Source organism: Streptomyces sp. NPDC021080, from assembly GCF_044333225.1.
In the GTDB taxonomy this organism is placed as follows: domain Bacteria; phylum Actinomycetota; class Actinomycetes; order Streptomycetales; family Streptomycetaceae; genus Streptomyces.
Map to the genome: position 1 here is coordinate 513180 of NZ_JBIRQM010000001.1, position 12010 is coordinate 525189.

Consider the following 12010-nt stretch of genomic DNA (forward strand, 5'->3'; position numbering starts at 1 on the left):
AGAAACTTACTCACGAGTCAGAGGTGTTGACGCTTCCCGGTGCCGGCGGGACTGTTGTGTACATGTCGAAGTTACGTGCGCGTCTGCTCGGCGTCCTCGTACTCCTCACCGGTTTCCTCACGGCGGCGGGCACCCGGCCCGCCGCCGCGGACGGACTCCCCGACTCCCTCTGGTTCGACCAGCCGGCCGCCGCCGCCCTCACGGTCGTGAACGGCCGCTTCACCGACGGCCTCGGCCGCGAGGTCGTCCTGCGCGGCTACAACGTCTCCGGCGAGACCAAGCTGGAGGAGAACAGCGGACTGCCCTTCGCCTCGGTCGCCGACGCGGCGAAGTCCGCGACGGCGCTGCGCGCCCTGGGCGGCGGCAACTCCGTGCGCTTCCTGCTCTCCTGGGCGCACGCCGAACCGGTCCGCGGTCAGGTCGACAACGCCTATCTCGCCGCGGCCACCGACCAGATGCGAGCCTTCCTCGACGCGGGAATCCGTGTCTTCCCCGACTTCCACCAGGACCTCTACTCCCGCCACCTCTTCAACACGGGCAGCTGGTACTCCGGCGACGGCGCCCCCAAGTGGGCCGTGACCGCCGGTGGTTATTCTCAGGAGTCCTGCGGAATCTGTCTCTTCTGGGGCCAGAACATCACCCAGAACAACGCCGTCAAGGCGGCGCAGTACGACTTCTGGCACAACTCCTACGGCCTCCAGGACGCCTTCCTGACCACGGCCCAGGCCACCATGACCTACGTCCGCCAGCACCTCACCACCGCCGAGTTCGCGGGCGTGGCCGGCTTCGACCCGTACAACGAGCCCTACGCGGGCAGTTACGACTCGGGCCAGACCAGCCGCACCTGGGAACGCGACCTGCTCTGGCCGTTCTACGGGAAGTTCCGCTCCCGCATGGACGCGGCCGGCTGGCAGGACAAGCCCGCCTGCGTGGAACCGAACCTCTTCTGGAACGCCAACATCAGCTCCCAGAAGCAGGAGGGCGGACTGCTCGACGCGGGCACGCTCGGCCCGCGCTATGTCTTCAACACCCACTTCTACGACCAGAAGGCCATCTCGGGCATCCTCATGTGGGGCAAGGCGGGGGACGGCCAGTACACCGGCGACTTCGGCACCGTACGGGACCGGGCCGCGGCCGCCGGGACGGCGGCCGTCGTCTCCGAGTTCGGCCACCCGCTCTCCGGCACGGTCGCGGACAAGGCCCCGACCGTCGACAAGGCGATGTACCAGGCCCTCGACTCCCGTCTCTCCGGGGCCGGTTGGTGGTCATCGGCGGCCTCGTCCGGACCGGTCCTGTCGGGTACCCAGTGGCAGTGGGACATCTACAGCGGCCGGCACCACGAGCTGATGAACGACAACCCCGACAAGGTCCTGACCTCGGGCGACGCCTGGAACGACGAGGACATGTCCGCCGTGCGCCTCGACGACTCCGGCACGGCCGTACTGCGCCAGGACGCCCGGCTCCTCGACCGCCTCTACCCCGCCGCCACCGCGGGCTCCGCCCTCGCCTTCACCTATGAGGACCGCTCCCGCGACGGCTCCACCACGCTGACCTGGAACCCGGTTCCCTCGACCCTGCCCCAGGTCTCCCGGCTGGTCGGAACGGGGCAGTACGGCCTGCTCGTCTGGCGCTCCGACGGCGGCACCGCCCCGACGGAACTCCATCTGCCGGCCTCTTTCCCCGCCTCGGCCACGACGGTGGTGTCCGACCTCGGGGCGACGGTCTCGCCACCCGCCTACACCTCGGCCACGCCCGTCGCCGTGGCTCCCGAGCCGGGCGGCACCGGAAGCCGCCGCCTCCTGCTCACCGCGTCCGGCCCGGGAACCGTGCACTACGCGCTGGTCACGAACGGGGCGAGCGCCCCGTCCTCCGCCCTGCTGGACGGGGCCCGGACCGAACTCGCCGCCTGGGCCGCCGCCCGGTTCGGCTGAGTAGCGGTCAACTGCCCGACGGGCCGGTCCAGTTCGCTTCCACATGGCCGAGCCGGACCCGCTGGGGGTGGTCGCCGACCGGCACCGACACCGTCTTCTGTCCCGTTTCGAAGTCGATGGCGGTGACCTGGTCGGCGCCGCTCTCGGAGACGACACAGTCCTTGCCGTCACCGCTCACGGTCGCCCAGTACGGCTTGGAGGCGGGGACCAGCGGGCCCTCCTGGAGGGTCGCGCGGTCGACGACCGTCGCGTAGTCGTCCATCGTGCCTGCGACGCACAGCTTGGTGCCCGAGGGGTTCATCGAAATGCCGTGGTGGCGCGAGTCGTTGACCCACGTCGTGCGGTCGCTGCTGGTGGCGGGGTTCTTCGGGAGGGTCTTCACCCGGGTGATCCTGTCGGTGGCCACGTCGTACTCCAGGAAGCCGTTGAAGAACGACACCTGGAAGTACAGCTTGGACTCGTCCGGTGAGAAGACGGCCGGGCGGACGGCGTCGGAGAAGTCCCTGAGGCCGATCGCGTCGAGGCGCTGGCGCATGTCGATCACCTTGACCTGCTTGAACGTGGCCGCGTCGACGACCGTGATCTTCCGGTCGCCCTTCGTCCAGTCCAGCCAGGGGTCGTCGAGAGCGGTGGTGACGTCACCGATGGCCATGTTCCAGATGTACTTGCCGTCGTGGGTGAAGATGTTCTCGTGCGGCTTGTCGCCGGTGGCGAACGAGCCGAGCTGCCTGCCGGTCGTGATGTCGAGCACGTGGACGGTGTTCGCGGTGGAGGCCGACACCGCGACCCGGGTGCCGTCGGGCGACACGGCCATGTGGTCCGAGCGGTAACCCGCCACCGGGAAGCGCCAGTTGATCTGCCCGGTGGCGAGGTCGATCGAGACGACGTCGGCGAAACTCGGGCGCGAGACCACCACCGACCTGCCGTCCGGCGTGGAGTACATGTCGTCGACGAACTGGTCGTGTCCCTCGCCGACTCCGTTGCGGATCCCCATGAAGTAGGCCCACTTGATGGGATCGGCGTTGATGGCCGCGAGCCGCTCGGCCTTGTCCGGGATGACGTCGATCCGGCCGATCTTCGCGAAGTCGCCGGAGGACTTGATGACGTCCGCGGTTCCTTCCCAGTTGTTGCCGACGAACATCACCTCGCGCAGATCGGTGGCGGAGGCCCCCGCGCCGACGGCGGAGGCGGCGGTCGCCGTCCCGCCGAGGGTGAGCGTGAGGGCGGCGGCGAGCGCGCAGAGGTGTCTGGCTCCGATGACGGACATGGAGGGTCCCTGTCGTAGTGGGGGAGTGCGGGTGACGGCACGGTGGACCAGGAGCGTGCTGAGCGTGGGTGACCTATGCAAATGTCGAGATCATGACAAGCGGGAATCTGAACATGCCCGCTTTCACAGTGCGCTTACTGGAAAGTAAGGACTGGGGGAGCCTCTTCACAAGGGGCGGGGCGCGAGAAAATCACCGAAGGGGCGAACACCCGTTCGTGACAGGTCCTGGGGAGGTACGCGTGGCGGGCAGGCTCAGACAGCCCACCGGCCGGTACGGCGGCAGGACGGCCGAGGAACGGCAGGCGGAGCGCCGCCGCCGCTTCCTCGACGCCGGGCTCCAGCTGTTCGGCGCCGGACCCGGGTACAGGTCCACGACCGTGGCGGCCCTCTGCGAGGCGGCGGGGCTGTCCACGCGCCAGTTCTACGAGACGTTCCACGGCCTCGAGGACGTACTGGCGGCCCTCCACCTCCAGGTCAACGACTGGGCCGAGGAAGCCGCCCTGGCCGCGCTCGCCGAAGCCCGCGACCTGCCGCCGGCCGAGCGTGCCACCGCGCTCTTCCACGCCTACGCGGCGAACGTGACGAGTGATCCGCGCCGCATCCGCATCACCTTCGTGGAGATCATCGGCGTGAGCGCGCGACTGGAGGAGCAGCGGCTCGCCCGCCGGGCCCGCTGGGTGGATTTCATCTGCGGCGAGGCGGCGAGTGCCGTCGCCCGCGGAGAGGCGGTGCCGCGCGACCACCGGCTGGCCGCCACCGCCTTCATCGGCAGCGTGAACGGTCTGCTGCACGACTGGAACGCCGGCTGGGTGGACGCGACCCTGGACGAGGTGGTGGAGGAACTGGTCCGCCAGCTGCTGGGAATCCTGCGTCCGGTCGGCTGGGACCCGGACGGGACCCCGGGCTCGTAGTCGCATACGACCACGAGCCCGCGGAGGCCCCTTCCCGCCCCTGCCGGAGCCGTGCCACCGCCCCTGCCGGAGCCGTGCCACCGGCCCTGCCGTGCCACCGGTCCCGCCGGGCCGCCGGGTCTGCCGAGCTGCCGGCTTTGCAGGGTCGCCGATGCGCCGCCGGGACCGTGCGTGCCCTGCGGGCCGCCGAGTCGGTGGTCCCGTCGTCCTGCCGAGCCGGCCGGGTGTCCCGCGCTCCGTGGTGTCGCAGGCGTCGCTGCAGCCGGTGTCGTCGGGGTCCGGGCACCTCAAAGGTGCCCGAGGCGGTCGAGTCGGGCCAGGGTCTCCGCGACCGGGGTCACCCCGTCCTCCCCGCGAAGGCGTTCCGCCAGGCTCCGTGCGTTTCGCCGGTACGCCGGATCCGTCGTCGCCCGGACCAGGGCCGCCGCCAGCCGTTCGGCGCGCAGTCCCCGTGGCGACAGGGCGCCGGGCGCGACACCGAGCGCGACGAGCCGCGCCGCCCAGAAACCCTCGTCGAACTGGACCGGCACCGGCACCGCGGGGACCCCGGCCCGCAGCCCCGCCGCCGTCGTGCCGGCCCCGGCGTGATGCACGACCGCGGCCGTCCGGGGGAACAGGACGGAGTGCGGCACCTCGCCGACGGTGAACATGTCGTCGCCGGCGGCCCGCAGCCCGCCCCACCCCTGCTGGATCACCCCGCGCAGCCCCGCGGCCCGCAGGGCACGCACGATCTCGGCGCTCAGCCGCCCCGGATCGGGGACGGTGGCGCTGCCGAGACCCACGAAGACCGGAGCGGGGCCCGCGTCCAGGAAGTCCTCCAGCGCGGCGGGGAGCCGGGCGTCCTCGCCGTCGTAGGGCCACCAGTACCCGGACACGTCGAGCCCCCGCCGCCAGTCCCGCGGCCGGGGCACCACCGCGGGGCTGAACCCGTGGTGCACCGGCCAGGCACTCCGCTCGCGGGCGCGACGGGCCGCGACGGGACCGGCGGGCGGCAGGCCGAGCCGCCGGCGCAGGTCCCGCACCGTCTCGGCGAAGACCCGCTCGACGGCCAGGTTCACCCCGTACCCCGCCGCCCGGTTGACCAGGGGGCCCCAGGAGCGGACACCGGCCACCGGAGGCGTGAACTCCCTTGTCGGTGCCAGTGGCTGCAGGTACGCGCCCATGCTGGGCAGGCTCAGCCCCTCCGCGACGGTGTACCCGAGCGGTCCGAGCGAACCGGACAGCAGGAGCACGTCGGCGGCGCGGGCGGCCTCGATCATGTCGTCGGTCAGCCGCCCGACGAGCGACCGGGTCAGTTCGACGAGCCGGACGATCTTTCCGGCGCCCGTTCTGCTCCGGTGCAGCCGCCGGCCCCGCTCGGACTGCAGCTCGGCCCGCGGATCGACGGGCAGGGCGTGGAACCCCACCTCCGACCCCGACACCAGGTCCGCGAAACATCCGTGGGTCACCAGGGTGACCTCGTGCCCGGCCCGCACCAGGCCGTGCCCGAGGCCGGTGAACGGAGCCACGTCGCCCCGGGAACCCGCGGTCATGATCGCTACTCGCACGAGGGAGAGTATGGCGGGTTCACACCCCTCGCCGCCGCTTCACCGGCGGGACGGGGGTCCCCAAGGAACCGGCCGTGGCGCAAAGTTGCTCTGGCTCGTCATCATGGCGAATGATCGAATCGGTGCTCGAACAATCGGTGGTGGGGGTGGACTGCGTGCGAGCGAAGTCGTACATGGATCTGCATCGGGAGATGGCCGCGGACATCGCGGCGGAGCGGGAGTCCGCACTCGACATGCTGGGTCCGTCGGCCGCGTCCGTCCGGGCGGCGGTCGCCGAACTCCTGGACCACCGGACCTTCGCCTACCCTCATTCCGTGCTGCCGATGATCGTGCACGCCGTGGAGACGGGGGCGCCCGGACCGGCGGTTCCCCTGGCCGTCGTCCATGAGCTGTGGTGGACCTCCGCGTGCTACCTGGACGACCTCGCCGACGGTCAGGCCGTCTTCGCTGCCGGCGCTCTGCACGAGAGCGAGGCGCTGCTCGCCACGGTGATCGGCGGAATTCCCCTTCCCCTGCTCGTCGTTCAGTCGGCGCGGATTCCCGAGCAGGTGCGCGGACCGCTGTCGGCCGAGGTCGTGAGGTGCTGGATCGGCGCGACCGAGGGGCAGTTGAGAGACCTGCGCGCGGACGTGGACGCTGCCACGTGCGAGGCCGTGGTCACGGCATACCTCGGAAAGTCCGGCGCGCCGTACAGCATGGTCACCGCCATGGCGGCGCGACTGGCCGGATGCCCGGACGAAAGGGTCGAACGCTGGCGGGAGTTCGGCAACGTCTTCGGCATCCTGTGGCAGCTGTTCAATGATCAGCAGGACATCCTGACCGGCCGCAACGAAGACCTCGTGAACGGCACGGTGACCTATCTGCTGGCATGCGCGGTGGAGACCGTCGGCGGTGATGCGGCGGGCCACGTCCTGGAACTCCAGGCCGCCGCCCGCTGCTCGCCCGACGCCAGGGAGGCGCTCACCGCCGTCCTTCTCGCACCGGACGTGCTGCGCCGGTACGAGGACGACATCAACTCGTTCCGGGGCAGGGCGTACCGGCTGCTGGACGAACTCGGGGGCGACGCGGCCCATTCGACGATTCTGCGCGACTTCGTGGACCGGGCCTCCCCGATGCTCCTGCGGGCGGTGGAACCCCTCACCCGAGCGGCGGTTCCGACCCAGCTCTGACGGCGACCCGGCCGTCCTCGAAGCCGGCGAGCAGCGGCCGGGCGCGACTCACCGGGGCCGGATGCGCAGCCTTCGGGGGGTACGAGGTGCCGTGGGGTGTCGATGCGGACGTGGCGTCCGCATCAACGATTCCAGCAGGAAGGCGGACACCCGCAGGCCCGTCGTGGAGAGCCCGTGCCGTCGCGAGACCGGTCGGGACCTCCCCATCGCCGCGCCCGCAGAGAAGGTCCAGGTCGGACGCGATGTGACCTGGACCTTCGGCCGGTTTCTCCCTACTCGTCCCATGCCTGTACCAGTGTCTGCTCGATGATCTTGCCGTCGCGCAACGACATCATCGACGTGCTCAGCACCCGTACCCCGTCCGCGTACACGCAGGTTTCGGAGTAGGCCACGTGGTCGCCCTGGATGACGCACTGTTCCATCTTGTGCGTCATGTCCCGGCTGTAGACGTCGTCGAGCATCTCGGCGATCTCCGCACGACCGTGTTTGACCATCGGGTGACTGGGTTGGGTGTTGCGGTCGACGATGCGCAGTTCCGCGTCGTCCGCGTAGAGCGACAGCAGATCTGCCGCACTGTGTCCTTCGATGCCCCGGCGCAGCGCTTCTGTGTCGAAGGCGGGGGTTGTCGCGGTGCCCATGGGTGACCTCCCTCAGGAAGGCGCGGACCGGCGACGAGCCGGCCGCGAAGCGCCTCAGTACCGAGCCTCCTCCGCCTCGGGGCCCACGGCAAACGCAGACGCCCGATGCACCTCTCGGGTGAGCGAGGACGCCGGGCCGTGTCCGCCCCGGGTGCCGGGCCGTTGCTGATTGCATGATCTCAACACGACGTATCGTCGCCGCCGTTGGTCTCGCCGTCGGCGTCACGGGGCTTGTCGCGCCGATGGCGAGTGCCGCGGGTTCCGAGGCCCAGGACGCCGGGAAGCTGAACCCCGTCACCGTGCTCGACTCGCTCGCCACGGGCGACATCCCCGCCGCGCACCAGGGCGAGCTGCCGCCGCCCTCCGACCAGCTCGAGGGGCTGAACCGGCTGAACGACCTGAACCAGCTGCATCAGGTGACCGACCTTGCCGCACCTGTCGCCGGCCTGATGCCGGGCATCGGGGGCTAGGGCGTCGAGGCCTGGGGTGTCGGCGGTCGGCGACTCGCGGTCAACGGCCGGCAGCCGCGCCGGCCGGCGGCCGTGGCGGGACCCGGCGGAACGGTGACGTTGCGTCGGAGCCCGCCGTGCGGAGCGGGAGGGCCGGTGCTTTCGCCGATCACCCCACCCGCCCGCGTACCGCCGTACGGAACGCGATGGGAGCCTGGCCGGCGCGCTGGTGGAAGTACTTGGCGAAGTTCGTGGCGCTGGAGAAGCCCAGCCGGTCGGCGATGCGGGCGGCGGCCAGGTCGGTGTGGGCGAGCAGCCGCTTGGCCTCCAGGACGACCCGGCGGTCGATGAACTCCTTGGCGCCGATCCCCGCCGATTCGAGGGCGGCCCGGGACAGCGTGCGGGCCGAGTAACCGAGGGTGAGGGCGTAGTCGTCCACCCGGCGGGTGTGCGCGAAGTCCCGTTCGACGCTCGCACGGAAGCGCAGAAAGGTTTCTCTGGTCCCGGTGGCCGGGGTGTCGGACCCCTCCAGATGGGCCAGGCGCAGGATCAGCACGTCCAGCAGATGACGCAGTACGGCGCTGTGCGCGTCCCGAGGCAGCCGCCCCGGGGCCTGGAACTCGTGCGCCAGATGCGCGCCTGCCACCCGCAACGAAGTGGCGGCCCCGCCTTTCGGCGTGCGCAGCACGCGGGCGTGCGGATCGTCGAGCCGGGCCGCACGGACGGTGGCCGGGCCAGGGAAGTCCCGGTCGAAGGCGATCAGCGTCCCCTCGGCCCGCGTGAGATCTCCCCACTGCAGGACCTGCCCGGGGCGCGTCCACAGCCAGGCGTCCCGCTCGACGTCATGGACGGTGAAGTCCACGCTCTGGCGCAGGGTGCCCGAGGCGAGCGTGAGCACCTGGTGGAAGGCGGGGCGCTGCGGCGCGCCGAGGTCGGTGCCCTGGGCACGGGACCGGGCGCGCAGCGCGGCCAGCGAGATCACTTCCAGACCGGCGGGTACGCCGACGGGTGCCGCGAAGATGATCCCGGGGACGGCCTGCCCGGCCGGGGGTCGGTTTTTGACCATGATCAGTCGCCTGGGTATCCGGTGGGACGTGCCTCGCCGCCCGGTCGGGACCGGCCGCACGCGGCCGGCCGCTCCCGTGGCGGAAAGAGGGCATCACGATAGAGGAGAGCCGGGCCGCCGCCAAGGAATCGTCACGGGCTTCTTCGCCGGGGTGCGACGCCGGGGTGCGACCGGGGCGCGACGCCGGGGCGCGGCCCCGGAGCACTGCGTCCGGTCGCGGCGTCGGCGCGCGGTCGTGGTGCCGGGGTCATCCCGCGGTCGCGAGGAACTGGGTGGCGGCCAGTTCGGCGTAGAGCGGGTCCGCCGCGACGAGCTCGCGGTGGGTGCCCACGGCACGGACGCGGCCCGCGTCCATCACGATGATCCGGTCGGCCGACGTGACGGTGGACAGCCGGTGCGCGACGACCAGGACCGTGGTCGTCCGGGCCACGTCGGCGACCGTGTCGCGCAGCGCGGCCTCGTTGACGGCGTCGAGCTGCGAGGTGGCCTCGTCGAGGAGCAGCAGCCGGGGGCGGCGCAGCAGGGCCCGTGCGATGGCGACGCGCTGGCGCTCGCCGCCGGACAGTTTGGTGCCGCGATGCCCGACCAGGGTGTCCAGGCCGCCCGGCAGCCGGGCCACGAGGCCGTCGAGGCGGGTCGTCCTCAGCACCCGGGTCAGCTCACCCTCGTCGGCCTCCGGGTTGCCGAGCAGGAGGTTGTCGCGAAGGGAGCCCGACAGCACCGGCGCGTCCTGCTCCACATAGCCGATGGCCGACCGGAGCCGGGGCAGCTCCCAGGCGTCGAGCGCGAGGCCGTCCACGCTGATCAGGCCCGCCTCGGGCTCGTAGAACCGCTCGATGAGCGAGAACACGGTGGTCTTGCCCGCGCCGGAGGGGCCGACGAACGCGGTCAGGCCCCGGGCGGGGACGGCGAACGTCACGCCGTGGTGGACGTAGGGCAGATCGTCGGCGTACCGGAAGCGGACGTCCTCGAAGGCGAGCGCCGCCGGTTCCGCGCCCGGCGCCGGCAGCGGCGCGGGCAGGGCGGCGGGTTCGGCGGGCAGCCGCAGGGCCTCCTGGATACGGGCGAGCGCGGCGGCACCGGTCTGGTACTGCGTGACCGCGCCGACCACCTGCTGGATCGGTGACATCAGGTAGAACACGTACAGCAGGAAGGCGACCAGGGTGCCGACGTGGATGGCGCCGGTCGCGACCCGGGCGCCGCCCACCGCGAGGACCGTGATGAAGGCGATCTGCATCGCCAGGCCGGCCGTGTTGCCGGCCGCCGCCGACCATTTGGCCGCCCGCACGCTCTGCCGCCAGGACTCCTCGGCGGCCGCGTGGACGCTCCGCTCCTCACGGTGCTCGGCGCCCGACGCCTTGATCGTGCGCAGCGAGCCGAGGGTCCGCTCCAGGGCGGCCCCCATCACCCCGACGGCGTCCTGGGCCTGCCTGCTCGCCCGGTTGATGCGCGGCACGATCAGGCCGAGCACCGTACCCGCGCACAGCACGACGCCCAGCGTGACACCGAGCAGCACCGTGTCGACCAGGCCCATCATCACCACCGTCGCGACGAGGGTGAGGCCGCCGGTGGCGAGGCCGACCAGCGAATCGGTGGTGACCTCGCGCAGCAGGGTCGTGTCGGAGGTGATGCGTGCCATGAGGTCGCCGGGCTCGCTGCGGTCCACGGCGGGTATGCGCAGTCGCAGCAGGTACGACGAGAGCGTGCGCCGCGCGCCCAGCACCACCGATTCCGCGGTGCGCCGCAGCACGTACGAACCCAGCGCTCCCAAGGCCGCGTTGGTCACCACGAGGGCCGCCATGCCGAGCAGGGCCCGTCCGATCGACTTGTCGTGCGACAGGTCGTCGATGAGCCCGCGTGCCACCAGCGGCAGCAGCAGACCGGTGGCCCCGGTCGTGAGCGCCAGCAGCGCGCCCGCGAACAGCGCCCGGCGGTGCGGTCGTACGTACCCGAGCAACAGGCGCCACGCGGGCACCTCGGGCGCGGTCTCGGTCAGGCTCACGGTGCTCCTCGCGGGAGTTGGGACGGAGCGTTCAGGCTACGTCGGCGACGCGCCCGTACCGGCCCCGGCCGCCGTGACGGTACGCGGTTCAGGACACGCGTTCCTCCAGTTCCGCCAGGGTGGCGTCGAGATCCGCCGGGCGGGGCCGGTTGTGCGGGAGCCTCGCGAGCAGGGCGGCCATGCCGCAGGTGTCGGTGAGCGCGGAGAAGACCAGCCCGCCCGCGACACCGGCGGAGAGCAACTGCCATGCGGGGTGCAGGAGTCCGAGGCCGAGACCGGCGAGGACGACGGTGCCGGCGGTGAAGCGGACCTGGCGTTCCATGGACCAGCCGGCCCGTGTGCCGGTGGCCGGGCGGTGCAGTTCGTGTCCGCGCTCCGCCCAGGCGCCGGTGCCGCCGGTGAGCGTGGCCGCCGGCACCCCGTGCTCGGCCAGCAGGGCGCAGGCGTTCGCCGAGCGGGCACCGGAGCGGCAGACCAGGAGCAGTTCGGCGCGGGCGTTCCCGAGCACGGGCAGCGCCCGGTGCAGCCGGTCCAGCGGAACGTTCAGGGCGCCCGGCAGATGGCCGGAGGCGTATTCGCCGGGGGTGCGGACGTCGATGACGGTCAGCTCGCCGAGCCGTCCGTGGGCCTGGTCGGCGTCGAGGGAGAGGGGGCTGTTCATGCGGAGTGTCATCCTTGCTCTTCGGGGGTGCCCCGCAGGGCGGAGTAAGATACCCCTAGGGGTATGGACGGAGGAGTGTTCGTGGAACTGGAACTCGCGGGTGACGAGCTGAAGTCGGTGCTGAACCGGCTGCGCCGGGCGCAGGGACAGATCTCCGGAGTGATCCGGATGATCGAGGAGGGGCGTGACTGCGAGGAGGTGGTCACCCAGCTCGCCGCCGCCTCCCGGGCCCTGGACCGGGCCGGTTTCGCGATCATCGCCACCGGGCTCCAGCAGTGTCTGGCCGACGTCGGGAACGGCGCGAAGAACGGTGAGACCAGTGAGCAGATGCGGGCCCGGCTGGAGAAGCTCTTCCTGTCGCTGGCCTGA

Annotated in this window: 11 protein-coding genes; 5 read left to right on the forward strand and 6 right to left on the reverse strand. The window is 71.8% G+C overall.

All coding sequences use genetic code 11. From position 1 onward, the window contains the following. Positions 1 to 62: 62 nt before the first annotated feature. Positions 63 to 1931: an endoglycosylceramidase gene (locus tag ACH4S8_RS02260; RefSeq protein WP_398390052.1), complete on the forward strand. Its 1869-nt coding sequence runs from the start codon at positions 63 to 65 to the stop codon at positions 1929 to 1931. Between the two features lie 7 nt (positions 1932 to 1938). Here the strand turns inward: ACH4S8_RS02260 and ACH4S8_RS02265 are convergent, their stop codons facing one another. Further along, positions 1939 to 3198 (reverse strand): YncE family protein, encoded by a 1260-nt coding sequence (locus ACH4S8_RS02265; protein ID WP_398390053.1) that lies wholly within the window; start codon positions 3196 to 3198, stop codon positions 1939 to 1941. A 239-nt stretch (positions 3199 to 3437) separates the two neighbouring features. Between ACH4S8_RS02265 and ACH4S8_RS02270 the strand changes: the two genes are divergently transcribed. Then, positions 3438 to 4109 carry a TetR/AcrR family transcriptional regulator gene (locus tag ACH4S8_RS02270; RefSeq protein ID WP_398390055.1) on the forward strand — a complete coding sequence of 224 codons (672 nt, stop codon included), beginning with the start codon at positions 3438 to 3440 and terminating at the stop codon, positions 4107 to 4109. A gap of 287 nt (positions 4110 to 4396) precedes the next feature. Here the strand turns inward: ACH4S8_RS02270 and ACH4S8_RS02275 are convergent, their stop codons facing one another. Further along, a complete protein-coding gene (locus ACH4S8_RS02275; protein WP_398390699.1) occupies positions 4397 to 5641 on the reverse strand; it encodes a glycosyltransferase in 1245 nt (414 codons plus the stop codon). A 137-nt stretch (positions 5642 to 5778) separates the two neighbouring features. Here ACH4S8_RS02275 and ACH4S8_RS02280 point away from each other — a divergent pair, with 137 nt between their 5' ends. Then, complete coding sequence (locus tag ACH4S8_RS02280) at positions 5779 to 6825, forward strand: hypothetical protein (protein WP_398390057.1); 1047 nt, start codon at positions 5779 to 5781, stop codon at positions 6823 to 6825. Positions 6826 to 7097: 272 nt separating this feature from the next. Here the strand turns inward: ACH4S8_RS02280 and ACH4S8_RS02285 are convergent, their stop codons facing one another. Next, positions 7098 to 7463, reverse strand: coding sequence for a nuclear transport factor 2 family protein (locus ACH4S8_RS02285; RefSeq protein WP_398390059.1), 366 nt, complete (start codon positions 7461 to 7463; stop codon positions 7098 to 7100). 173 nt (positions 7464 to 7636) lie between these two features. Here ACH4S8_RS02285 and ACH4S8_RS02290 point away from each other — a divergent pair, with 173 nt between their 5' ends. Further along, positions 7637 to 7933 (forward strand): hypothetical protein, encoded by a 297-nt coding sequence (locus tag ACH4S8_RS02290; RefSeq protein ID WP_398390061.1) that lies wholly within the window; start codon positions 7637 to 7639, stop codon positions 7931 to 7933. Between the two features lie 148 nt (positions 7934 to 8081). Here the strand turns inward: ACH4S8_RS02290 and ACH4S8_RS02295 are convergent, their stop codons facing one another. The 3 genes from ACH4S8_RS02295 to ACH4S8_RS02305 all read right to left on the reverse strand — a co-directional run bounded on the left by ACH4S8_RS02295 (position 8082) and on the right by ACH4S8_RS02305 (position 11641). Continuing rightward, positions 8082 to 8978 (reverse strand): helix-turn-helix transcriptional regulator, encoded by an 897-nt coding sequence (locus ACH4S8_RS02295; protein ID WP_398390063.1) that lies wholly within the window; start codon positions 8976 to 8978, stop codon positions 8082 to 8084. Between the two features lie 247 nt (positions 8979 to 9225). Next, complete coding sequence (locus tag ACH4S8_RS02300; protein WP_398390065.1) at positions 9226 to 10980, reverse strand: ABC transporter ATP-binding protein; 1755 nt, start codon at positions 10978 to 10980, stop codon at positions 9226 to 9228. Between the two features lie 88 nt (positions 10981 to 11068). Further along, positions 11069 to 11641, reverse strand: a complete 573-nt coding sequence (locus ACH4S8_RS02305) for a rhodanese-like domain-containing protein (RefSeq protein WP_398390067.1) — start codon at positions 11639 to 11641, stop codon at positions 11069 to 11071. Between the two features lie 81 nt (positions 11642 to 11722). On the opposite strand from ACH4S8_RS02305, the gene ACH4S8_RS02310 reads away from it, so the two are divergent. Continuing rightward, positions 11723 to 12010: a metal-sensitive transcriptional regulator gene (locus tag ACH4S8_RS02310; protein ID WP_398390700.1), complete on the forward strand. Its 288-nt coding sequence runs from the start codon at positions 11723 to 11725 to the stop codon at positions 12008 to 12010.

Excerpts from the sequence above, each read along its gene's own strand:
- ACH4S8_RS02260 (WP_398390052.1), top strand. The coding sequence starts at position 63 with ATGTCGAAGTTACGTGCGCGTCTGCTCGGCGTCCTCGTACTCCTCACC.
- ACH4S8_RS02265 (WP_398390053.1), bottom strand. The coding sequence starts at position 3,198 with ATGTCCGTCATCGGAGCCAGACACCTCTGCGCGCTCGCCGCCGCCCTC.
- ACH4S8_RS02275 (WP_398390699.1), bottom strand. The coding sequence starts at position 5,641 with ATGACCGCGGGTTCCCGGGGCGACGTGGCTCCGTTCACCGGCCTCGGG.
- ACH4S8_RS02285 (WP_398390059.1), bottom strand. The coding sequence starts at position 7,463 with ATGGGCACCGCGACAACCCCCGCCTTCGACACAGAAGCGCTGCGCCGG.
- ACH4S8_RS02290 (WP_398390061.1), top strand. The coding sequence starts at position 7,637 with ATGATCTCAACACGACGTATCGTCGCCGCCGTTGGTCTCGCCGTCGGC.
- ACH4S8_RS02295 (WP_398390063.1), bottom strand. The coding sequence starts at position 8,978 with ATGGTCAAAAACCGACCCCCGGCCGGGCAGGCCGTCCCCGGGATCATC.
- ACH4S8_RS02305 (WP_398390067.1), bottom strand. The coding sequence starts at position 11,641 with ATGAACAGCCCCCTCTCCCTCGACGCCGACCAGGCCCACGGACGGCTC.